The sequence below is a fragment of the Streptomyces sp. NPDC044571 genome, assembly GCF_040647115.1.
In the GTDB taxonomy this organism is placed as follows: domain Bacteria; phylum Actinomycetota; class Actinomycetes; order Streptomycetales; family Streptomycetaceae; genus Streptomyces.
Window position 1 is genome coordinate 172445 of the sequence record NZ_JBEZBN010000002.1, and the last position, 20869, is coordinate 193313.

A 20869-nucleotide genomic window follows, 5' to 3' on the forward strand; every position below is an offset into this window, starting at 1 on the left:
GCCGTTTTGTAAAGGGAGTGTTGCCCCACTGCGAAGGATTCCGGCCATGGCGGGCGGCGGGCGTTATGGTCGCTCGTGAGGGCATCCGGTACGGGAAGACGTGCGCGCGGCGGCAGGGGGGTGGGGGCATGAGCGGGCAGAACTGCCTGGTGGCGAACGACTGGATCTGCTGGGACTACGTCAGCTCCCGGTCCCGGGAGCTCACCGACGCCACGCTCCAACACGTCTGGATCACGGGCGCGTCCGTGCTGATCGGCCTCCTCGTGTCCGTACCGCTCGCCCTGCTGGCCCGCCGCGGCCGCCGCTGGGCGGCACCCGTGCTGGGCCTGACCACCCTGCTCTACACGATCCCCTCGCTGGCCATGTTCTCCCTGCTGCTGCCGTTCTTCGGGTTGTCGGCGGCGCTCGTGGTGACCGGCCTGGTGCTGTATTCGCTGACCATCCTGGTCCGCAATGTGATCGCCGGTCTGGAAGCCGTCCCCGAGGAGGTGCGGGAGGCCGCGCGCGGCATGGGGTACGGGCCGGGCCGGCTGCTGTGGCAGGTCGAACTGCCGCTGGCGCTGCCCGCCCTGCTGGCCGGGGTGCGGATCGCCACCGTGTCGACGGTGGCGCTGACCACCGTCGGCTCCATCGTGGGCAAGGGCGGCCTGGGCAACCTCATCGCCCCGGCCGTGAACAGCTCCTTCAAGGCCCAGGTGCTCACCGCCTCGGTGCTGTGCGTGCTGCTCGCCCTGGTGGCGGACCTGCTGCTGCTCGGCCTCCAGCGGCTGCTCACGCCGTGGACGCGGGCGGCCCGACCGGCGAAGGGGGCCTGAGGAGATGGGTGCGCTGTCAGGGGCCTGGGACTGGCTGGCCAACGGCGCCAACTGGTCCGGGGAGAACGGCGTGTGGCACCGCCTCGGCGAGCACGTCTACGTCAGCGGGATCGCCCTCGGCCTCGCCTGTGCGGTGGCGCTGCCGCTCGGCCTGTGGCTCGGCCACATCGGCAAGGGCGGCGCCCTCGCGGTGAACGTGTCCAATGCCGGGCGGGCCGTGCCGGTCTTCGCCGTGCTGGCGCTGTTCATGGTCTCGCCGCTGCGCAGCGCGGGCTACCTGCCGACGATCGTCGCGCTCGTGCTGTTCGCCGTCCCGCCGCTGCTGACCAACGCGTACGTGGGCATGTGCGAGGTGGACCGCTCGGTGGTGGAGGCCGCCCGCGGCATGGGCATGTCCGGCGGCCAGCTGTTCTGGCGGGTGGAACTGCCGTTGGCGCGCGGTCTGGTGATGACGGGGCTGCGCTCGGGCGCCGTCCAGGTGATCGCCACGGCCACCATCGCGGCGATGGTCGGGCAGGGCGGCCTCGGCCGGATCATCACGGCCGGCTTCAACACGTACAACACGGCGCAGGTCGTCGCGGGAGCCCTGCTGGTGGCGGCGCTGGCCCTGCTGGTGGAGGGCGTGCTGGTGGCGGCGGACCGGCTCTTCCCGCGTCCGGCGGCGCGCTGAGTCCTGCCCGGCCGGCACCGCCGGTCCCCTGTCCCTGTCATCTCGTCTCCCTTGGAGGAGCAACCATGAGCAAGTCCACGCGCGTCCTCGGCGCGGCCCTGGGGGCGGTGGCCCTGACCGTCTCGCTGACCGCGTGCGGCGGCGACAGCCTGGAGAAGAGCAAGGACGCGGGCGGGAGCGCGTCCGCGGAGTCCGGCTCCGGGTCCGGCAAGGGCAAGCTGGTGATCGGCGCGGCCGGCTTCACCGAGTCGAACGTGCTGGCGGAGCTGTACGCGCAGGTGCTGCGGGACGCGGGCTACAGCACGTCGATCACCACCGTCAACAACCGCGAGCTGTACGAGCCCTCGCTGGAGAAGGGCGAGATCGACGTGGTCCCGGAGTACGCGGCCACCCTCGCGGAGTTCCTCAACGCCAAGGTGAACGGTCCCAAGGCGCCGGAGGGGAAGCCGGTCGCCTCCAGCGACGTGGCGGCGACGGTGTCGGGCCTGGAGAAGCTGGCGGCCCCGCTCGGGCTGAAGGTGCTGCCGGCCGGGCCGGCGGTCGACCAGAACGCGTTCGCGGTATCGGCCGAATTCGCCGCGAAGAACAACCTCAAGACACTTTCCGATCTTGGCAGGTCGGGATTGAAGGTGAAGATCGCGGCCGGTGACGAATGCGCCGTACGGCCCTTCTGCGCCCCGGGGTTGAAGAAGACATACGGAATCGATGTTTCCGGTATTGACCCGAAGGGCGTCGGCACACCCCAGGCCAAGCAGGCCGTCAAGGACGGCGTCGACCAGCTGGCGCTCACCACGACCACGGACGCCACCCTCGACGGCTTCGGCCTCAAGCTGCTGGAGGACGACAAGAAGCTGCAGAACGCCGACAACGTCCTGCCGGTGGTCAACGCCAAGGACGCCGGGTCCCCCGAGGTCGCCGCCGCGCTCGACAAGCTGACCAAGGTCCTCACGACCGCCGACCTCGTCGACCTGAACCACAGCGTGGACGCCCTGCGGGAAAAGCCGGCGGACGTCGCGAAGGCCTACCTCAAGGCGAAGGGCCTGCTGAAGTAGGAGTAGCTACCGGTTTGATGGAGAAATGACAGGTAACTGCCCGGCTACAGATTGCCGGGCAGTTACCCCACTCGACGTCCCCGCCCTGTAAATTTCAGGCCATGCCCCGTGGACGCCACCGCAATCCCGAACCCCTGCACCGGTTGCTCACGCCGACGACCGTCGCCGGTGTCTCCCTCACGAGCGCGGCAGCGGCCTGGCTGCCGGCGGAACCAGTGGCGCTGCGGCTGCTCGTCGCCGTCACGGCCGCCGCGGGTGTCGCGGGCGCCGTGGTCATGCGCGCCTGGGACCGCTCGGCCGGACGCCGCGTCGCGGAGCTGGCCCGGGAGCGGGTCAAGGACGAGTGGAAGACCGAAGAGCGCATAGCCGAGCTCGAATCCGACCTCGAAGAGGCCCGGATGCTGCGCGCCAAGCTCGACGCGAAGCTGCGGGCCAAGCGCGTCGAACTGGCCGGGCTGCGGGGCGAGCACGCCGCGCTGCTGCGGCGGTACGCGACCGCCGAGACCGAGCGGGCCAGCGCCCTGGAGGGCCGCCGGCTGCTCGCCATCGAGGCCGCGGCGGCTCCGGCCGCCCCGAAGCAGCTCCCGCCGGTCTCCGAGGAGCGCACGTCCAGCGGCGCGCCCACCTCGGTCGGCTACGCCCGTGCCCACGCGGCGCTGGTGGCGCTGGCCCGACGGGCGGAGCAGGCTGCCGCTCCCGCGCCTTCCGCGGTTCCGGCGCGGCGGCAGGCGGCGACCGTCGCCCCGTACGCGGGTCCGCGGCGGACGGCGTCCCGTACCGAGGGCGGCTTCGACTTCTTCGGCACGAAGAGCGCGGCGCAGGCCCGCGCGGCGATCGAGTCGGTGCAGAACGAGGACCTGGCCGACGTCGTCGGCGCCGAGGCCCTCGCGGTCCACAAGGCGGAGAGCGAGCAGGCCGCAGCCGAGCCGGAGTCCGGGGCGACCCCCGAGCAGGAGGCGCCGGGCCAGGTCATCGACCTGACGGCCCACGACGAGACCGAGCCGATCGACGTCGCGCGGCTGCGCACCGCCATCTCGTAGTCCCCGTTCCCCTCAGGGGGCGTACGAGCCCACCAGCCGGGCCAGGTGACGACCGGCCAGTAGCAGCGGGGTCCGGCTCCGGGTGACCTGCGAGGTCATCTCCGCGCCTTCGAGCGTGTTCACTACGGTCACCGCGAGGTCGCGGGCCTCCGCCTCCGGCCAGCCCGAGGCCAGGAGCTTCGCCGCCACCAATTCCTGCCAGTGGGCGAAGGCCTGGGCGCAGGCGGCCTGGAGGTCGGGCAGGCGGCCGACCGTCTCCAGGGCGGTCGCCGTCACGGGGCAGCCGTCGCGCCAGTCCGAGGCGGCCAGGGCGTTGGCGAGCAGGCTCGTGACCTCCTCCAGGGCCCGTGCCGGGTCGGCGTGCGCGGCGAGTCCGGCCCGCAGCAGCTCCGCGAACTCGGCGTCGCCGTACTGGAGGGCGGCGACCGCGAGCTCCTGCTTGCCGCCGGGGAAGAAGTGGTAGAGGGAGCCCAGGGTGGCCTCCGCCTCGCGGACGAGCTGCTTGACCGGGGTGTTCTCGTACCCGCCGTGCTGCATGAGGCGGGAGGCGGTGCGGACCAGCCGCTCGCGCGTCCCCAGTTCGGGCTTCGTCGCTGTCATGGGCGGAATCCTACCCCGAAATGGATAGAGCGCTCGTTCTAGTCCCGTGCTACGGTCGCTCCGGGCACTGGATAGAGCGCTCGTTCTAGAGAGCGCCACGCCAACGCCCCTGCCATCGCCACCGGATCCGGGGAGAACTCCGCCATGCAGCAGAGCAGCAGCACCAAAGCCGCGGTCACCGTCATCGGCCTCGGCCCCATGGGCCGGGCCATGGCCGCCGCCTACCTCGACGCGGGGTACGAGGTCACGGTCTGGAACCGCAGCGCCGGCAAAGACGCCGACCTCGTCGGACGCGGTGCCCGCCGGGCCCGCTCCGCCGCGGAGGCCGTCGCCGCCGGCCCCCTCACCGTCCTCAGCCTCATCGACGTGGAGGCCATGTACACCGTCCTGGCGGACGCCGACCTCGACGGCCGGGTCCTGGTCAACCTGTCCTCCGACGTCCCGGACAAGGCGCGCAGGGCCGCCGGGTGGGCGGAAACGCGCGGCGCCTCCTACCTCACCGGCGGTGTCAACGTGCCGCCCGCCGGGATCGGACAGGAAGGCTCCTCGATCTTCGTCAGCGGTCCGCGGCGCGCCTACGCGGAGCACCGCGACGCGCTCGACGTCCTCGCCGCCACCGACTACCGGGGCGAGGACCCCGGATACGCGCAGCTCTACTACCAGCTCAACATGATCATGTTCTGGACGGCGTACACCGGCTGGTACCAGGCCGTCGCCGTCGCCCGCGCCAACGGGCTGACGGCGGCCGACATCCTCCCGTACGCGGGGTACACGGCCGACAGCATGCGGGGTTTCTACACCCACAGCGCCGCGGCCCTCGACGCGGACGACCACGACGGCCGGGACCAGCGCCTGTCCATGTGCGCCGCGAGCGTCGAGCACGTCCTGCACACCGCCGCCGACTCGGGCGTCGACGCCGGCATCCTCGCCGCGCACGCCGAGCTGTACCGGCGCGGGGTCGACGCCGGCTTCGGCGGCGAGAGCAGCTCACGGCTCGTCCGGCTGCTGGGGAGCCCGGCTCAGGGGTAGGCGAGGACCATCAGCACGGCGATGGTCTCCAGCGCCAGCTGAACGGCCAGCGCCGGTCCCTGGAAGCGGCGCGGCGCGGCCGCCACCACCACGACCGAGGCCACCACGGCGGCGAGCAGGGCCAGGAAGAACACACCGGGGAAGGGGGCGCAGCCGCCCTGCATCACACAGGCCGTGCCCCGCTCGGTGGCCAGCACCATCACCTTCGCGGCCACCAGGGCGGGCAGGAACAGCACGGCGGTGATCCGCGAGGTCCGGCCCCGGCGCCGGGAGACGGCTTCGGGCGAGGCGGGGTCGAGGGCGGCGGGCTGCTGGTACCAGGTCATGCCGTCATCGTCTCCGGGGCGGGCGGTACGGGGGATCCGCGCGGGTACTCAGACCCGCCCAGCCGCGTACTCAGCTCAGAACAGCGGCAACTGCCCCGGAAGAGGGGGCAGTACGAAGCCGTCCAGGGCCGGCGCCGAGGCGCCGAGCACCACCCGCGCCCGGGAACCCGGGCAGGACACCAGATCGCCGCGGCCCCGCCCGGCGGGAGGGTCGTGGCGGGCGATCCGGCCGGCGGTCACGGCGCAGTCGCGCCCGCATACGGGGCAGGCCCGTCTGGGGGAGTGGGACATGGCCCCAGTCTGCACCCCCGCACCGACATCGGCCGACGGACAGCGCCCCGTCCCTGCACCGGCAGGGCGGTACCGCGCCCCCGCACCGGCGTCAGCCGACGGCGCTGCCCGCGCGGTCGGCCAGCCACGCCTCGTGGGACCGGCACGCCGCGGCCCACAGCGCGGCCCGGTCCACGGGCGTCAGATCGTCGAGCTCCCGCCCGAACAGCCCGCCCATGACCGCCCAGAGCTCCTCCGGCGTGTCCAGGACCCGCTCGCTCGTCTCCTCCCCGGGCTCGATCCGGCTCAGCACCCGCCCCCGCAGCACGTCGATGCCCTTCGCGTCACGCCGCAGCAGCGCGAGGGTCCGTACGAAACCGGAGTCCGGGGAGGTCGACAGCCGCAGGTGCTCGGCCTGGAAGTCGGCCGTCACGGCAGGCGCGGAGCGGAAGTTGACCACCGGGCACGGCCCGCCGTCGTTGACGTACCGCCAGCCGCCCCCGCCGCCCCCGTCGCCGTCGCCGCCGTCCTCCAGCGGGGCCAGCTCGTACGTGAACCCGCCCTGCCGGTACGTCCCCGCCCGCAGCGGCAGCGGCTCGTACGGCCCGTCGCCCAGCCCGGCGTCGACGAAGAACTCCTCGCCCTCCACCCGTACCTTCAGCGCGAGATGGTCGCCGCTGACGTCGCGGCGCTCCCGGTCGCCCGCGCCGAGGACGCCCCCGAGGTGCCGGGTCACCTCGTATCCGAGGGTTTCGAGCAGCAGCGCGAAGGCGCCGTTGAGGTGGAAGCAGTACCCGCCGCGCCCGGCGGCGAAGCGGCGCGCCGACAGCTCGGGGTCGATGCCGGGCGGCCGGCCGAGCTGGATGTCGACGTTCTCGTACGGGATGCGTTCGAGGTGCGCGCGCTGGAGCGCGAACAGCGCCTCGGCGGTGGGCCGCGGCGGCCGGGCGAAGCCCAGCCGCCGCAGGTAGCCGTCGGATATCTCTGGGGTCATCCCCGCAGACTAGGGGGTGGGTGTGACAACTCCCCAGCCCGTCCACGCTACTTGTCGATGTCTCCGACGACGAAGAACAGCGACCCCAGGATCGCCACCATGTCCGCGACCAGCTGGCCGGGCAGCAGCACCGACAGGGCCTGGATGTTGTTGTACGACGCCGAGCGCAGCTTCAGCCGGTACGGGGTCTTGTCGCCCTTCGAGACCAGGTAGTAGCCGTTGATGCCGAGCGGGTTCTCGGTCCAGGCGTACGTGGCCCCCTCGGGCGCCTTCAGCACCTTCGGCAGGCGCTGGTTGATCGGGCCGGGCGGCAGCTCGGCCATCCGGTCCAGGCAGGCGACGGCGAGGTCGAGGGAGTTGTGGGTCTGGTCCAGCAGGCACTCGAACCGGGCCAGGCAGTCGCCCTCGGTGCGCGTGACCACCTGCAGGACGTCCTGGAGCTCCCCGTAGGCGAGGTAGGGCTCGTCGCGCCGCAGGTCGAAGTCGACCCCGGAGGCGCGGGCGATCGGCCCGGAGACCCCGTACGCGTGGACCGCCTCCGCGGACAGGACGCCGACGCCGCGGGTGCGGCCGCGGAAGATCTCGTTCCCGCGGACCAGCTTGTCGTACACGTCCATGCGGGTGCGCACGTCGGCGATCGCGGCGCGGGCCCGGCCGAGCCAGCCGGCCGGCAGGTCCTCCTTGAGGCCGCCGACGCGGTTGAACATGTAGTGCATCCGGCCGCCGGAGATCTCCTCCATGACGGCCTGGAGCTCCTCGCGCTCGCGGAACGCGTGGAAGATCGGGGTGATCCCACCCAGTTCGAGGGGGTACGAGCCGAGGAACATCAGGTGGTTCAGCACCCGGTTCAGCTCCGCGAGCAGGGTCCGCATCCACACGGCCCGCTCGGGCACCTCCATGCCGAGCATCCGCTCGACGGCCATGACCACGCCGAGCTCGTTCGAGAACGCGGAGAGCCAGTCGTGGCGGTTCGCGAGCATCACGATCTGGCGGTAGTCACGGGCCTCGAAGAGCTTCTCGGCGCCGCGGTGCATATAGCCGACGACCGGCTCGGCGCTGACGATCCGCTCGCCGTCCAGGACGAGGCGCAGGCGCAGCACGCCGTGCGTCGAAGGGTGCTGCGGTCCGATGTTGAGCACCATGTCGGTGCTCTCCGCCGCACCGCCGATGCCGACCGTGGTCTCCGTCATGGCCGCATTGTCTCAGTCCTAGGGTGAGGGCATGGAAACGGGGACAGAGGGTGAGACGAGCCGCCCCGAGTGGGTGGGGCTGCCCGCGGGACTGCTGGCGCTGCGGCGGCTGCTGCTGTGGGGCTGGACGGGCCTGCTCGGCCTGGGGACGGCCGTCGTGCTGGGCCTGGCGGCCGGCCCCGCATGGGCGGCGGCGGGGGCGCTCTGGCTCGCCGTCGGGGCCTGGGGCGGGGTGCTGCTCGGCCGCAACTGGCGGTCCTGGCGCTACGCCGAGCGGGCGGACGACCTGCTGATCAGCCGCGGGGTGCTGTGGCGGACCCAGACCGTCGTCCCGTACGGGCGGATGCAGCTGGTCGAGGTCACCTCGGGCCCGCTGGAGCGCCGCTTCGGACTGGCCTCCGTACAGCTGCACACGGCGGCCGCGGCGACGGACGCCAAGATCCCCGGGCTGGCGCCCGCCGAGGCGGAGCGGCTGCGGGACCGGCTGACGGAGCTCGGCGAGGCAAGGTCGGCGGGGCTGTGACCGGCGACCCCGCGGCCGCCGACGCCTCCGTCCCCGCCTCGGCCGACGTCCCCGCCGACGCCTCCGTTCCCGCCTCGGCCGACGCCCCCGCCTCGGCCGACGCGGCGGCCTCCGCGGCGGCCGGGGAGCGGCGGCTGCACGTGCTCACCCCGCTGCGCCGCGCCTGGGTGCCGATCGCCGCGCTCCTCGGCGTGGCCGGGCACCAGGGGGAGCGGGCGGCGCAGTGGCTCGCGGACCTCTCCACCGCCCAGCGGACCGCGGGCGCGGGCGCACTGGTCCTGCTCTTCGGCCTGTACGGGTTCCTGAGCTGGTGGTTCACGCACTACGCCGTGACCGACACCGAGCTGCGCATCCGCACCGGGCTCCTCTTCCGCCGCACCGCGCACCTCCGCCTCGACCGGATCCAGGCCGTCGATGTCACCCGCCCCCTCGCGGCCCGGCTGGCCGGGGTCGCCAAGCTCCGGCTCGATGTCATCGGCACCGGCGACAAGGACGAGCTGGCCTTCCTCGGCGAGCGCGAGGCGGTGGCGCTGCGCGCCGAACTGCTCGCCCGGGCGGCCGGCTTCGCGCCCGAACGGGCCGCCGCGGTGGGCGAGGCCCCGGAGCACGAACTGCTCCGCGTCCGCCCCCGCGAACTCCTCGGCTCGCTGGCCCTCACCCTCTCCGTGTGGGCGGCGGTCCCCGTCGGCCTGGCCGCACCCGCCCTGGTGTGGTGGGTCAGCGCCAACCCCTGGGTGGCGCTCGGCACCCTGCTGCCCGTCCTGGGCGGGGTCTGGGCGGGCACCGCCGGCCGCTTCCTGGCCGAGTACGACTGGCGGGTCGCCGAGTCCCCGGACGGGCTGCGCCTGGACCACGGGCTGTTGGACCGGGCCCACGAGACGGTGCCGCCCGGGCGGGTGCAGAGCCTGCGGATCGTGGAACCGCTGCTGTGGCGGCGCCGGGACTGGGTCCGGGTGGAGCTGGCCGTGGCCGGCTCGAAGAACACGGTCCTGGTCCCGGTGGCCACGCGGGCCGCCGCCCAGGCGGTGATCGCCCGGGTGCTGCCGGGGGTGGACCTCGCGGCCCTCGGCTTCGCGCCCTCACCGGCCGGCGCCCGGTGGGCGGTCCCGGTGTGGTGGAAGGGCTACGCGGTGGCCGTCTCGCACGACGTGTTCGCCGCTCGGAGCGGGCGCCTGTGCCGCCGTACGGAGCTCGTCCCGCACGCCAAGGTGCAGAGCGTGCGGCTGAGCCAGGGCCCGTGGGAGCGGGTGTGCGGGGTGGCCGACGTGCAGGTGGACACCGGTGCGAACGCCACGGTCACCGCCCGCCTTCGGGCGACGGCCGACGCCGCCGAGCTGCTGCACGCCCAGGCGGCGCGTTCCCGCACGTCCCGGGCCTCGGCCGGCCCGGAGCGCTGGACGACGTGAGTGCGGCGCCGGGGCGGAACCGTGGACCGCGGCAGTACGTTCAAAGGGCAGGGCAGGGCAGGGCAGGGCAGGGCAGGCGAGGGACGAGGAGGGCACCGTGACCGAGCGCAAACCCCCGGGCGTCAGCGTGGAGTCCTGGGTGGACCGGCAGATCAGGGAGGCCGCCGAGCGCGGCGACTTCGCGGAACTGCCCGGGCTGGGAAAGCCGCTGCCCTCACTCGACGCCCCGTACGACGAGATGTGGTGGATCAAGGAGAAGATGCACCGCGAAGGCTTCGCGGTCCTGCCGCCCGCGCTCGCGCTCCGCAAGGAGGCCGAGGACGCCCTGGAGGCGGTCTCGGCGGCACGCTCCGAGCGCGAGGCCCGCGCGATCCTCTCCGAGATCAACGAGAAGATACGGGCGGCGCTGCGCAGGCCGCCCCCCGGCCCGCCCCTCGGCCTGGCGGAGTTCGACGTCGAGGAGGTGCTGGCGGCCCGGCGCCCGGGCCCCGGCAGCCGGCCCGAGCCCGGACAGGACCGGGCCTAGCCCGGCCACGTCCGGCGGACGCTGCCCGGGACGGCGGATGCGTGGCCCGGCATGCTCATGCGGGCAAAAGGGTGCGGGTGACCGTGACCTGGACGGTGACGGGTGCCGGTGAGCCGTGTCGGACCAGGTGGGCGGTGACTGCGGCCTGTACGTGTTCGCATACCTGTCGGGCGACGTCGACCACGCGGCGGCCGTCGTGCACCATGCACCGTACTTCCACATGCCAGCCGCTCTCGGGGACGCGTTCGGCCCGGATTCCGGCCACGGCGGGATGGGGGTCGGCATCCACGTCGTGCCGTACGCGGGAGGCCACGGCGGCGAGGCGGTCGGCAAGGACGGGCTGGAGGGCTGCCACACCGGGAACGTCGAGGGCAGCGCGGGCCGCGGCTTCGCGGACGTCCGTGCTGGGGGTGGAGGTCATCGTCTGCTCGCTGCGGGCACGTCGTCCCAGGGCGCGTGGAGGGGCTCCAGCAGGGAGGTGATTTCCAAGTCGACGCCGGTGACGGCCAGGCCGAGCTCGTGGTGCGCGGCGTGGAGGACGGCTTGGCGTACGTGTGCGGCCCGCTCTCGCAGTGGTCGGTCGAGAGTGGTGGCCAGCGTCATGACGACATGGACGGCGGTGTCGTCGGGGGTGGGGCTCAGGTGGCAGCTGGCCGCGCGGGCGCCGGGCACGGTGTCGGCGGCGCGGCGCAGCACTTTCGCGGCGGCGTTTTCGGCGATGCGCAGGTCGTGGTCGGGGTCGTCCAGCGGCAGCGACGCGCCGAGCCGTACCTCGGCCCGCACCGCGTTGATGACCCGGTCGGCGAGGCTGTGTACGTCGGGTTGCTCCTCGGCACGCAGGGACTCGGTGGCCCGGTCGAGGGCGCGCAGCCCCTCGACGGCCTGTCGGCAGTAGGGGCAGCCGCCGGTGTGTGCGTCGAGTGCCGTGGCGCCGGGGCTGCGGGCCTGTTGCCAGGCGTCGAGGAGGGGCCGGCCGCAGGGCAGCAGTTCACCACCGGCGAGCAGCTCCGACTCGGGGAGCAGCGTGCCGTCCGCCCTCCGGGTGCGTGCGGCCGTCGGGTCCTCGCCCGAGTGGGGGTGCGGGTCGTCTAGCGCCATGGGCGCATCGCCTCCGTCAAAGCTCGTCGTGCACGGAAGAGTCTGCCGCGCACCGTCTGCTCGCTGGTGCCCGTCACCTGGGCGATCTCGTCGTAGTGCAGGCCGTGCAGCTCGCGCAGGACCCAGCAGGTCCGCAGCTCCGGGGTGAGTCCCCCCAGCGCCTGGGTCAGTGCGGCCGCCGCGGCGTCGCTCTCGGCCATGCGGGGTGGTGTGCTGCCTGCGTCGGTGGCGGGGGGCTCCGGGACGGTGTCCAGGGGGAGAGCGGGGGGCCGGCGGCGCAGTGCATTGAGACAGCGGTTGGTGACGATGCGGTACATCCAGGTGCCGAACCCGGCGCCATGGCGGAATTCGGGCAGCTGTCGCCAAGCGCTGAGGAAGGCGTCCTGGACGGCGTCCTCGGCATCCGGCCGGTTGCCCAGCAGGTGGTAGGCGAGGGCTGTCAGCCGACCGCTGTGGCGGCGGACCAGGACGGCGAACGCGTCGTCGTCTCCTTCCGCAGCCCGGACGGCCAGCAGCCTGTCCGCCAGAGCGCCACGGGACGCGTCCGTTCCGGCCGGGCCGTCGGCGACGGACTGTGCGGCGGCCTGGCGCCGGTCTGCCGCGCCTGGTGGGGTCGGGGGCCCGGTCCGCTCGCGCATCCGCCGCTCGCTTCCCGTCGGAGGCCGGCGTCTCGGTCTTCGCACGTACTCCTCGATGGTACGTGCGGCGGGAGGAACGTGAGGAACGTGAGGAATAGGTCTGCGGTGTGTCTGATCCTTCGAGGGCACCGCACCGGCGCCCGCACGGACATCCTTTGGAGGAGGTCCTCATGTCGGACAGCATCAGCCCCGTCTCAGGTCAGAGCCGGCCGGGCAGCGCGGGCAACCCTCTGCAAGGCCAGAGCGGCGTCGGGACCGCGCCCGAGACGCGGGGGCGGACCACCATCGCCGACAGCGTCGTCGAGAAGATCGCAGGGATGGCCACCCGTGAGGTACCGGGTATCCACAGCCTCGGCGCCGGGATGACCCGCACCCTGGGTGCCGTGCGGGACAAGGTTCCGGGAGGACGTTCCAGCATGAGCCGGGGCGTGAAGGTCGAGGTGGGCGAACGGCAGACGGCCGTGGACCTGGACGTGGTCGTGGAGTACGGCGTGTCCATCGTCGACGTGGCCGGCGACGTCCGCACCAACGTCATCACGGCCGTGGAGCGCATGACCGGCCTGGAAGTGGTCGAGGTGAACATCGCCGTCGACGACGTTCACCTGCCCGATGAGGAGGAGGAAGGCGAGGAGGGCGAGGGCCGCGTCCAGTGACGTGGCGCCACCGGCCCGCCCGCGTTCCGCGGCCGGGCAGGACGAACCGATCGACATGAGATTCAGGTGAGTGAGATGAGCGCAGCAATGGTGGGCCTGCTGGCCGGAATGGCTTTGGGTTTCGCCGCCTTCTTCGGCGGGTTCTGGGCCTTCCTGCTCGTGGCCGTCCTGGGCGCCGTGGGCCTGGTGGTCGGCCTCATGCTGCAGGGCGACATGGAGATGTCCGACTTCAAGCGGTCCCGGGACCGGCTGTGACCTCGCAGGGCGCCCCCGCTCTGCCCGGGGGAGCCGCCGGCTCCGGCGCCCCACGGGCGCTGCCACCGGCGGCCGAGCGTGGTGCGACGGTCATCCCGGACAAGGTGGTGGCCCGTATTGCGGCCCGCGCGGCACGCGAGGCCCTGCACGGGCAAGCAGGCACGACACGCACGGAACTGGCGGCTCCGCGCGCCTCGGTGGCCGTCGCCGGGGGATCCGCACGGCTGGGCCTGGCCCTGGACCTGCCGTACCCGGCAGATCTCGCCGGTACCGCCCGCCAGGTGCAGCACTACGTCGGTGAGCGCGTGGCCCAGCTGACCGGCATGAAGGTCACCGAGGTCACGCTGACCATCGAGCACCTGGTCCCCTCCGGCGGACGCGCACACAGACGTGTGCAGTGAGCTGGACCGGGCAACCCCCCGGAAGGAGAGCCGGCATGACACGGGACCAAGACCCCACGGCCGACAGGGAGCCGCCCCCCGCCACCGACAAGGGCACCTCCCCCACGGTGGACCTGCTGGACAAGCAGGCTCCCGATACCCCGCAGCGCGAGTCCGGCAACGACGCGGCCGGCGGTCCGCGTCCCTCGCGCCGCCCGTGGTCCGCACGCCGGATACCTGCCGCGTTGACGGCCCTGGTCATCGCAGCGGCGGCCGGGATCCTGCTGTACGACGTCGTCAGGGTCCGCGCGGGCCGCTCTGCCGCCGCCTGGCGCACGCGCCTCGCCGACGAACTGGCCACCCGCCCTCTGGACGACGTCTGGATCCGCACGGGTGCGGCCGTCCTCACCCTCGTCGGCCTCTGGCTGATCATCCTGGCACTGAGCCCCGGCCTGCGTCGTCAGCTGCCCCTCACGACGCACGACGACCAGGTAGAGGCCGGGCTGGACCGCCGGGCCGCCGCTCTCGTACTGCGCGATGCCGCCATGCGCGTCCCCGGCGTCGGTGCCGCCAGGATCCGGGTCGGCCGAAACCGCGTCAGGGCGCGGGCGGAGGTCCGCTTCCGTCCCGAAGCCGACGTCAGGGCCGATCTGCTGGACGCGCTGCGCGAGCGACGCGACCGGCTCGCCTTGGCCCGCCCGCCACGGCTGACCGTCCGGGTACGCACCCGCCGCAAGTGACTCGACGGGGAGAAACAGGAGAGGGGATCCCATGAAGAGGAAATCCGCAGTCAACCGGGTCCTGCTGGCCGTGACGGGCCTCGTCCTGTCCGGCGCGGGTCTGCTGATGTTGGCGGGTGGCTTCGACGTGTACCGGCGGTGGAACCTGCGGCCTCCCGCGGGTTGGCCGCTGACTACCCCGTACGCCGTGTTGCTCAGGGCCGCGGACCGCACCCGCTGGACGGACGAGAGCTGGTGGTGGCCCGTGGTGATCGCCGTCCTGGCCGTCGTCGTGCTGCTCGCACTGTGGTGGCTGCTGGCGCAGCTGCGCCGCACGCACCCCGGCCCCCTGCCCGTCGGAGGAACGCCTGCGACGGACGGGGTGGAACTGCGCGAGCACGCCCTGGCCGACGCCCTCGCCGCCGATGTCCGTCACCAGGCGGGCGTGCAGCACGCACGGGTGCAGATGACCGGCCGCGCCGACCACCCGACCGCACACATCGACCTCGTCCTCACCCCCGACAGCGAGCCCGGCGCCGTTCTGCAGGAACTGTGCGACGGTCCTCTGGAACGCGCACGCCGGTCGACCGGCCGGGCCCGCCTTTCCGCCCGGGCGCGCCTGCAGGTCGCCCCGCACAAACCGCACCGTGCCCAATAGCGGAGCAGAGGCACCTAGCCGGTGGCGCCGCCGCCGGCGCGGACCAGGCCCGTTTCGTAGGCGAGGACCACGACCTGGACCCGGTCGCGCAGGTTGAGCTTCGTCAGGATCCGGCCCACGTGCGTCTTGACCGTGGCCTCGGACAGCACCAGGCGGCCCGCGATCTCGCCGTTCGACAGGCCCTGGGCGACCAGCAGCATGACCTCCCGCTCGCGCTCCGTCAGCCGCTCGATGTCCTTGTTCTGCGGCTCCTGCGTGCCGGTCGGCAGCAGCGGGGCGAACCGGTCCAGCAGGCGCCGGGTCGTGGACGGCGCCACCACCGCGTCCCCGCTGTGCACCGAGCGGATCGCGGCCAGCAGCTCCGCCGGCGGAACGTCCTTCAGCATGAAGCCGCTCGCGCCCGCCTTCAGGCCCGAGAAGGCGTACTCGTCCAGGTCGAAGGTGGTCAGGATGATCACCTTGGGGTGCTCGGGCCGCTCGCAGATCCGCCGCGTCGCCTCCACCCCGTCCAGCTTCGGCATCCGCACGTCCATCAGCACCACGTCCACCTTCGTGGCACGCAGCACCTCCAACGCCTCCAGGCCGTCACCGGCCTCGGCGACGACCTCCATGTCCGGCTGGGCGGCGAGCACCATCCGGAAGCCCGTGCGCAGCAGCACCTGGTCGTCGACCAGCATCACTCGGATGGACATCAGTTACCTCGACCTCGTCATTTCTTCTTGAGCGGGAGCAGGGCGCTGATCCGGAAGCCTCCGCCCGGGCGGGGGCCCGCGTCCAGGGTTCCGCCGACCATACCGATCCGTTCCCGCATGCCGATCAGCCCGTGCCCGGCGCCGTCGGCGCCGCCGTCCTCGTACAGCTCGTGGGCCGCGCCCCGGCCGTCGTCCTCGACCAGCAGGCCGAGCCCGTCGTCGAAGTAGACCAGCCGGACGCTGGCCTTCGCTTCGGGGCCGCCGTGCTTGCGGGTGTTCGTCAGCGCCTCCTGGACGATCCGGTACGCGGTGAGCTCGACGCCGCTGGGCAGCCGGCGCGGGGCGCCCTCGACCTCGAAGTCCACCGGGAGGCCCGCCGCCCGTACCTGCTCGACGAGGACCTCGATCTGCTCGACGTCCGGCTGCGGCACGTAGTCCTCGGACTCCTGCGGCTCGCCGGTCCGCAGCACGCCCAGGAGGCGGCGCATCTCGGCCAGCGCCTGGCGGCCGGTGCCGGAGATGGTCTGCAGGGCCTCCTTGGCCTGGTCCGGCGCCACGTCCATCACGTAGGCCGCGCCGTCCGCCTGCACCACCATCACCGAGACGTTGTGCGCGACGACGTCGTGCAGCTCGCGGGCGATCCGGGCCCGCTCGGCTGCCACGGCGACCTTGGCCTGGGCCTCGCGCTCCTTCTCCAGGCGCTGGTTCCGCTCGACGAGCTGCGCGTAGTACGCGCGCCGGGTGCGCAGGGAATCGCCCAGCACCCAGGCGAGGGCGAAGGGGACGATGGCGAACAGGGTGAAGAAGACGTTGTCGGTGGTGCCGCCCTTGTCCACGTGGAAGCGCAGGGCGTAGAGCGGGGAGGCGGTCAGCCCGATGGCGAAGGCCGTACGGGAGAGCCGGCGCGAGACCTCGGCCGAGGCGGCGACCGTGTAGAGGGCCACCAGCATCCCGAAGTCGCCGGCGTGCACGTCGCTGCCGGTCGACAGCTGGTAGACACCGGTGCCGACGGCCAGCAAGAACATGGGCACGGTCCACTTGCGGCGCAGGGCGACGACGGCGCCCATCGCCAGCACGGAGGGCACGGCGACCATGCGGGTCGCGGCGCCCGCGGGGCCGGGCTCGGCGACCTCCAGCATCGCGATCCCGACGAGGAGGACAGCCCAGAAGCTGTCGACGCCCGTCGGGTGTCTGCGGAGGAAGTCGTAGAGGCGCTGCACGTAACCCAGCGTAGGCAACGCAGATGGGTGCCGGAGTCAACCACAGGTGCGAACCTCGGGACGGGGGTGTACTCCGCAAGGTGGAGGGCGCCCTTAGCCTCTGGGGGATGAGCATGCAGAGCACTCGGGGTGAAGGGGCGGAGCCCGTCCGCTGGCGCACGGCGACGGAGCGGGCGCTCTACGGTCCGGACGGCTTCTACGTACGCCCCGGCGGGCCGGGCCCCGCCGGGCACTTCCGCACCTCCGTGCACGCTTCCGGTCTGTACGCGGGGGCCGTGGCCCGACTGCTGCGGTGGGTGGACGCCGAGCTCGGCCACCCCGGGGACCTGGACCTGGTCGATGTCGGCGCCGGGCGGGGGGAGCTGCTGGCCGGGGTGCTGGCCGCGCTGCCCGCGCAGGTCGCGCAGCGGGTGCGCCCGTACGCGGTGGAGCGCGCCGGGCGGCCGGAGGGCCTGGACCCGCGGATCCGGTGGGTGCCGACGCCGCCCGAGGGGACGAGGGGCCTGCTGTTCGCGAACGAGTGGCTGGACAACGTACCCGTGGACGTCGCGCAGGACGGGCGCTACGTGCTCGTCGCCCAGGACGGTACGGAGACCCCGGGCCCGGTGGTGGACGGCCCGGACCGGGCCTGGCTGGAGCGGTGGTGGCCGAACGCCTGGCCCGCGGGGCGCGCGGAGATCGGCAGACCGCGCGACGAGGCCTGGGCGGCGGCCGTCGCGACCCTGGAGGCGGGGCTGGCCGTGGCCGTGGACTACGCCCACACCCGCGGGGCCCGGCCTCCCTACGGCACGCTGACCGGGTTCCGCGGGGGCCGGGAGGTGCGGCCGGTGCCGGACGGGAGCTGCGACGTCACCGCGCACGTGGCGCTGGACGCGTGCGGGGGGCCGGGGTCGGCGCTGCTGAGCCAGCGGGAGGCGCTGGGCCTCCTCGGCGTTTCGGGGGCCAGGCCCCCGCTGGCCCTGGCCTCGTCCGACCCGGCGGGGTACGTCCGCGCGCTCGCCTCCGCGGGGGAGGCGGCGGAACTCACCGCGCGCGGCGGGCTGGGGGACTTCCTGTGGCTGGTCCAGCCGGTCGGCGTCGCGCCCTGGCCGGGCTGAGCCGGGCCGCAGCGGGACCGGACCGACCCGGGCCCGCTGCGCGGAGCGAGGCCCCGCGCAGCGGATCCCTCGTTCCGCGGGGCTATTCCGTGACGTCGTGCCCGTGGCCCTCGCGCAGGCCCCCGCCGGCCCCCGCGCCGCCGTCCGTCGGCTTCGCGACGACCGGCTGCGACAGCGGGGCCAGGTCGAAGGCGTAGTGGCCGACCGCGTTCGCGATGACGTCCACGTTGATGTCGAGCGCCTTCTGGTCGATGTTCGCGACCGTGTCGCCCTTGCCGTGGTAGTTCACGTCGTACGCGATTCCGGCCTGGCCGCCGAACTTCGCGGCCTGCGCCGCCGTCTTGATGCCCTCGGCGCCCGTGTCCGTGCCGCCGGACGGGATGCCCGCCTCGATGAACGGGCCGTAGTCGGAGCGGCCGGTGAAGTCGGAGCCCTCGTGCGGGATCTTCTGCGCGTCGAGGAAGTCGGTGATGCCCTTCTCCAGCTGCGCCGAGCCCTCGGGGCCGGGGCCCGAGCCGACGTGGTCCGAGTCGTCGCCGTCGTAGACGAAGTACGCGGCGTTCGGCGAGGCGATCATGTCGAAGTTCAGGTACAGCCTGATCTGCTTCTTCTGCTCCGGCGTCAGCCCGCCCACGTACGCCTCCGAACCGAGCAGGCCGAACTCCTCCGCCGACCACCAGGCGAACTTGACCTTGTTCTTGATCTTGTTCTGGCTGCTCGCGAGGCGCTGGGCGACCTGGAGGATGCCGGCCGAGCCGGAGCCGTTGTCGTTGATGCCGGGGCCGGCCGAGACCGAGTCGAGGTGGGCGCCGAGGAAGACGGTGTTGTTCTCGTCGCCGCCCCGCGTCTCCGCGACGACGTTGTACGTCTTGCGGTTCTCGCGCAGCTCGCGGATGTCCAGGGTGACCTCGACCGGGCCGGCCGCGGCCTCGGCGGCGAGCCGCTCGCCCTCGGCCTTGGTGACGCCGCCGGTCGGGACCTTGCCCGCATTGGGGTCGCCCAGGGTGCCGTTGAGGGCGCCCTCGGTGTTGTTGTAGATGATCGCGCCGACCGCGCCCGCCGCGGCGGCATTGGCCTGCTTGACCGCGAAGGTGCACCCGCCGCGTTTGACCAGGGCGATCCTGCCGGTGAAGGCGCCCGCGGCGAAGTCGCCGGGCTCGCAGCCGTTCGTGCCGTCCGCGTCGACGGGGGTCACGGCGAGTTGCGCCGTCACGCCGTTCTCCGGGCCGCTCGCGGTGTAGGTCATCAGCTTGACCGGGACGTCGCGCCCGCCCGCCCCGTTGACCTTGAGGGTCTCGGCGATCGTCTCGACGTACACGAACTCGAACTCGTTCTTCGTCACCTTGTAGCCGGCGGCCCGCATGACGGCCTCGACGTACTGGGCGGACTGCACGTGGCCCTTGGAGCCGGCCACCCTGGTGCCGTTGTTGTAGTCGGCGATGGACTGAAGAACCTTCAGATGGTTGAAGGCCCCCTTGCCGGTAGCGTCCTTGACCAGTTTCCTGGCCAGTGCGTCACCCCGCGCGGCGTCGCTCTGCGGGCTGCCCGCGGCTCCGGCGGGACCGGCGAGCAGCAGGGGGGAGACGAGGGCCGCGGCTGCCAGGGCGGCGGTGGCTGCGGCTATACGGCGTGAGGGCATGAAGTTCCTTCCACGACAGATGCGAGCAGGCATGAGGTGAGCGGTGGACGCACGGTATAGACGGAGAAGCCGATCTGGCCATAGCTTTCACTGATTCCGGTTCGTGAAATCCGTATATCGGTGAATCCGCGCAGTCTGCAACCGGTCGGGGGCCTAACGGAGGATGCCCTCGATGAAGTCGGATCCGATCCGGGCGACCGCCGCCAGATCCAACTGGTGCTGCGCGTAGCGTCCTTGACGCCGCGTACGGAGCAGCCCGGCCTTCTTCAGCGCCGACAGGTGCCGGGACACCTCCGGCGCGGTGATCCCGTACACGGTGGCCAGCTCGCTCGTCGTGTACGGGGCCCGGGCCAGGCTCCGGCACAGCTGCATCCGCATGGGGTGGGCCAGCGCCTCCATCCGCCGCTGGAGCAGTTCCACGGAGCCGGGCGCGGGCAGCTCGGGCGAGCCGAGCGGGTAGTGGACCACCGGCATCCAGCCGGGAGCGTGCAGGACGAGCAGGTGCGGCCAGCCGAAGTGGGTCGGTACGAAGACCAGCCCGGGGCCGGCCGCCGGATCGGTGGCGGTGGCCGAGCCGTTGACCATCTTGTCGGCGGTGATGACCGTGCGGCCCTCGTCGACGCTCAGCGCCGGGGACACCTCCTGGAGCACGGCGGCCAGCCCCTTGCGCCGCAGCACCTGCGTCTTGTGCCGGGCGTCGGCAGCCTGCTGCGCCTCGATGCGCTGCCAGGTCTCGGCGAAGAAGGCCTCGTCGCAGTCCTCCAGCAGCCGGCGCAGCCACACCCGCACCCCGGCGGTGTCGTCCAGCAGCCGGACCGAGAACTCCAACTGGCGCGGGCCGCGCGCGGCGGCCACCTCCAGGGCCTTCGCCCGGGCGGCCGGATCGCGCAGCGGGGACGGGCCGCCGCCCTCGTTGTAGAGCGCCAGCCAGCAGTGTTCCAGGGCGGCCATCACGAACCGCTCGTCATCCATCCGGTCGAGTACGTCGAGCTCCTCGGCCAGCGTCGCGGCGGGGCGCCCGGTCCCGCCGGGGACCCCGGCGAAGGCCATGAAGATGTCCGAGAACGAACTGCGCCACATGAACTCGGCTTCGAGCAGCCGCTCCGCGAGGCTGCGGTCGAGCGCGGCGGCGGTGGCGGTGGTCCAGGAGGCGAGCCCCGGATGGTGGGCGGGCTGCGAGAGCGCGTGCAGGGCCATGCAGAGCTCCGCGAGCGGGGAGGGCGCGAAGGTGATCCGCTCGGTGGGCAGCCCGGCGATGTCGATGGTGACGCTCATCGCCCCATTCTCCCCGGCACACCGCTGCGACCAGCACGGACACCGCCCGATTGACGGGGACGGTCAATCGTCGTGCGGGGCGCCCGCGGCGGGTTGAGGGTGGA

The 20869-nt window shown here is 73.1% G+C and carries 26 protein-coding genes; 14 read left to right on the plus strand and 12 right to left on the minus strand.

Going from position 1 to position 20869, the window contains the following annotated elements:
* The first annotated feature begins 128 nt into the window (after positions 1 to 128).
* The 4 genes from AB0B01_RS01955 (at position 129) to AB0B01_RS01970 (ending at position 3577) form a co-directional block, all read left to right on the plus strand.
* The gene (locus AB0B01_RS01955) at positions 129 to 815 is read left to right on the plus strand and encodes an ABC transporter permease (RefSeq protein ID WP_361712012.1); all 687 of its coding nucleotides are present in this window, start codon (positions 129 to 131) and stop codon (positions 813 to 815) included.
* Positions 816 to 819: 4 nt separating this feature from the next.
* Positions 820 to 1485, plus strand: coding sequence for an ABC transporter permease (locus tag AB0B01_RS01960; RefSeq protein WP_361712014.1), 666 nt, complete (start codon positions 820 to 822; stop codon positions 1483 to 1485).
* Between the two features lie 65 nt (positions 1486 to 1550).
* Positions 1551 to 2537: an ABC transporter substrate-binding protein gene (locus tag AB0B01_RS01965; RefSeq protein ID WP_361712016.1), complete on the plus strand. Its 987-nt coding sequence runs from the start codon at positions 1551 to 1553 to the stop codon at positions 2535 to 2537.
* Positions 2538 to 2638: 101 nt separating this feature from the next.
* Positions 2639 to 3577, plus strand: coding sequence for a hypothetical protein (locus AB0B01_RS01970; protein ID WP_361712018.1), 939 nt, complete (start codon positions 2639 to 2641; stop codon positions 3575 to 3577).
* A gap of 12 nt (positions 3578 to 3589) precedes the next feature.
* Here AB0B01_RS01970 and AB0B01_RS01975 read toward each other — a convergent pair whose 3' ends face one another.
* Positions 3590 to 4177 (minus strand): TetR/AcrR family transcriptional regulator, encoded by a 588-nt coding sequence (locus AB0B01_RS01975; RefSeq protein ID WP_361712019.1) that lies wholly within the window; start codon positions 4175 to 4177, stop codon positions 3590 to 3592.
* Between the two features lie 144 nt (positions 4178 to 4321).
* Here AB0B01_RS01975 and AB0B01_RS01980 point away from each other — a divergent pair, with 144 nt between their 5' ends.
* Positions 4322 to 5206 carry an NAD(P)-binding domain-containing protein gene (locus AB0B01_RS01980; protein WP_361712020.1) on the plus strand — a complete coding sequence of 295 codons (885 nt, stop codon included), beginning with the start codon at positions 4322 to 4324 and terminating at the stop codon, positions 5204 to 5206.
* Here AB0B01_RS01980 and AB0B01_RS01985 read toward each other — a convergent pair.
* From AB0B01_RS01985 to AB0B01_RS02000, 4 genes are all read right to left on the minus strand, one after another.
* Positions 5197 to 5532, minus strand: a complete 336-nt coding sequence (locus tag AB0B01_RS01985; RefSeq protein ID WP_361712021.1) for a hypothetical protein — start codon at positions 5530 to 5532, stop codon at positions 5197 to 5199. The genes AB0B01_RS01980 and AB0B01_RS01985 overlap by 10 nt on opposite strands.
* A 75-nt stretch (positions 5533 to 5607) precedes the next feature.
* The gene (locus tag AB0B01_RS01990) at positions 5608 to 5823 is read right to left on the minus strand and encodes a hypothetical protein (RefSeq protein ID WP_361712022.1); all 216 of its coding nucleotides are present in this window, start codon (positions 5821 to 5823) and stop codon (positions 5608 to 5610) included.
* 91 nt (positions 5824 to 5914) lie between these two features.
* Positions 5915 to 6796 (minus strand): arylamine N-acetyltransferase, encoded by an 882-nt coding sequence (locus AB0B01_RS01995; RefSeq protein WP_361712023.1) that lies wholly within the window; start codon positions 6794 to 6796, stop codon positions 5915 to 5917.
* Positions 6797 to 6843: 47 nt separating this feature from the next.
* Positions 6844 to 7986 (minus strand): NADH-quinone oxidoreductase subunit D, encoded by a 1143-nt coding sequence (locus tag AB0B01_RS02000; protein WP_361712024.1) that lies wholly within the window; start codon positions 7984 to 7986, stop codon positions 6844 to 6846.
* A 31-nt stretch (positions 7987 to 8017) separates the two neighbouring features.
* Here AB0B01_RS02000 and AB0B01_RS02005 point away from each other — a divergent pair, with 31 nt between their 5' ends.
* From AB0B01_RS02005 to AB0B01_RS02015, 3 genes are all read left to right on the plus strand, one after another.
* Entirely contained in the window at positions 8018 to 8509 is a 492-nt protein-coding gene (locus AB0B01_RS02005; protein ID WP_361712025.1) for a PH domain-containing protein, read from the plus strand.
* A gap of 134 nt (positions 8510 to 8643) precedes the next feature.
* Positions 8644 to 9915 carry a PH domain-containing protein gene (locus tag AB0B01_RS02010; protein WP_361712057.1) on the plus strand — a complete coding sequence of 424 codons (1272 nt, stop codon included), beginning with the start codon at positions 8644 to 8646 and terminating at the stop codon, positions 9913 to 9915.
* A gap of 97 nt (positions 9916 to 10012) precedes the next feature.
* Positions 10013 to 10441 carry a DUF1992 domain-containing protein gene (locus AB0B01_RS02015; protein ID WP_361712026.1) on the plus strand — a complete coding sequence of 143 codons (429 nt, stop codon included), beginning with the start codon at positions 10013 to 10015 and terminating at the stop codon, positions 10439 to 10441.
* A gap of 55 nt (positions 10442 to 10496) precedes the next feature.
* Here the strand turns inward: AB0B01_RS02015 and AB0B01_RS02020 are convergent, their stop codons facing one another.
* Genes AB0B01_RS02020 through AB0B01_RS02030 form a run of 3 tightly spaced genes read right to left on the minus strand, consistent with a single transcriptional unit; the run spans position 10497 to position 12177 of the window.
* On the minus strand, positions 10497 to 10862 hold the full coding sequence (locus AB0B01_RS02020) for a hypothetical protein (RefSeq protein ID WP_361712027.1): 366 nt from the start codon (positions 10860 to 10862) through the stop codon (positions 10497 to 10499).
* Positions 10859 to 11539, minus strand: coding sequence for a hypothetical protein (locus AB0B01_RS02025; protein ID WP_361712028.1), 681 nt, complete (start codon positions 11537 to 11539; stop codon positions 10859 to 10861). The genes AB0B01_RS02020 and AB0B01_RS02025 overlap by 4 nt, the downstream gene beginning before the upstream one ends.
* Entirely contained in the window at positions 11530 to 12177 is a 648-nt protein-coding gene (locus AB0B01_RS02030; protein WP_361712029.1) for a sigma-70 family RNA polymerase sigma factor, read from the minus strand. The genes AB0B01_RS02025 and AB0B01_RS02030 overlap by 10 nt, the downstream gene beginning before the upstream one ends.
* Before the next feature lie 170 nt (positions 12178 to 12347).
* Between AB0B01_RS02030 and AB0B01_RS02035 the strand changes: the two genes are divergently transcribed.
* The 5 genes from AB0B01_RS02035 to AB0B01_RS02055 all read left to right on the plus strand — a co-directional run bounded on the left by AB0B01_RS02035 (position 12348) and on the right by AB0B01_RS02055 (position 14842).
* Complete coding sequence (locus AB0B01_RS02035) at positions 12348 to 12830, plus strand: Asp23/Gls24 family envelope stress response protein (protein WP_361712030.1); 483 nt, start codon at positions 12348 to 12350, stop codon at positions 12828 to 12830.
* Between the two features lie 75 nt (positions 12831 to 12905).
* A complete protein-coding gene (locus AB0B01_RS02040; protein ID WP_361712031.1) occupies positions 12906 to 13085 on the plus strand; it encodes a hypothetical protein in 180 nt (59 codons plus the stop codon).
* Entirely contained in the window at positions 13082 to 13486 is a 405-nt protein-coding gene (locus AB0B01_RS02045) for an Asp23/Gls24 family envelope stress response protein (RefSeq protein ID WP_361712032.1), read from the plus strand. The genes AB0B01_RS02040 and AB0B01_RS02045 overlap by 4 nt, the downstream gene beginning before the upstream one ends.
* 35 nt (positions 13487 to 13521) lie before the next feature.
* Positions 13522 to 14205 carry a DUF6286 domain-containing protein gene (locus AB0B01_RS02050; protein WP_361712033.1) on the plus strand — a complete coding sequence of 228 codons (684 nt, stop codon included), beginning with the start codon at positions 13522 to 13524 and terminating at the stop codon, positions 14203 to 14205.
* Between the two features lie 31 nt (positions 14206 to 14236).
* A complete protein-coding gene (locus AB0B01_RS02055; protein WP_361712034.1) occupies positions 14237 to 14842 on the plus strand; it encodes an alkaline shock response membrane anchor protein AmaP in 606 nt (201 codons plus the stop codon).
* Positions 14843 to 14856: 14 nt separating this feature from the next.
* Here the strand turns inward: AB0B01_RS02055 and AB0B01_RS02060 are convergent, their stop codons facing one another.
* Positions 14857 to 15534 (minus strand): response regulator transcription factor, encoded by a 678-nt coding sequence (locus AB0B01_RS02060; RefSeq protein ID WP_361712035.1) that lies wholly within the window; start codon positions 15532 to 15534, stop codon positions 14857 to 14859.
* 17 nt (positions 15535 to 15551) lie between these two features.
* On the minus strand, positions 15552 to 16754 hold the full coding sequence (locus AB0B01_RS02065; RefSeq protein ID WP_361712036.1) for a sensor histidine kinase: 1203 nt from the start codon (positions 16752 to 16754) through the stop codon (positions 15552 to 15554).
* Positions 16755 to 16867: 113 nt separating this feature from the next.
* Between AB0B01_RS02065 and AB0B01_RS02070 the strand changes: the two genes are divergently transcribed.
* A complete protein-coding gene (locus AB0B01_RS02070; RefSeq protein ID WP_361712058.1) occupies positions 16868 to 17851 on the plus strand; it encodes an SAM-dependent methyltransferase in 984 nt (327 codons plus the stop codon).
* 82 nt (positions 17852 to 17933) lie between these two features.
* Here AB0B01_RS02070 and AB0B01_RS02075 read toward each other — a convergent pair whose 3' ends face one another.
* Together AB0B01_RS02075 and AB0B01_RS02080 are read right to left on the minus strand one after the other, a co-directional pair.
* Positions 17934 to 19490, minus strand: a complete 1557-nt coding sequence (locus AB0B01_RS02075) for a M28 family metallopeptidase (RefSeq protein ID WP_361712037.1) — start codon at positions 19488 to 19490, stop codon at positions 17934 to 17936.
* A 153-nt stretch (positions 19491 to 19643) separates the two neighbouring features.
* Positions 19644 to 20765, minus strand: a complete 1122-nt coding sequence (locus AB0B01_RS02080; protein ID WP_361712038.1) for a DUF5937 family protein — start codon at positions 20763 to 20765, stop codon at positions 19644 to 19646.
* Positions 20766 to 20869 lie beyond the last annotated feature (104 nt).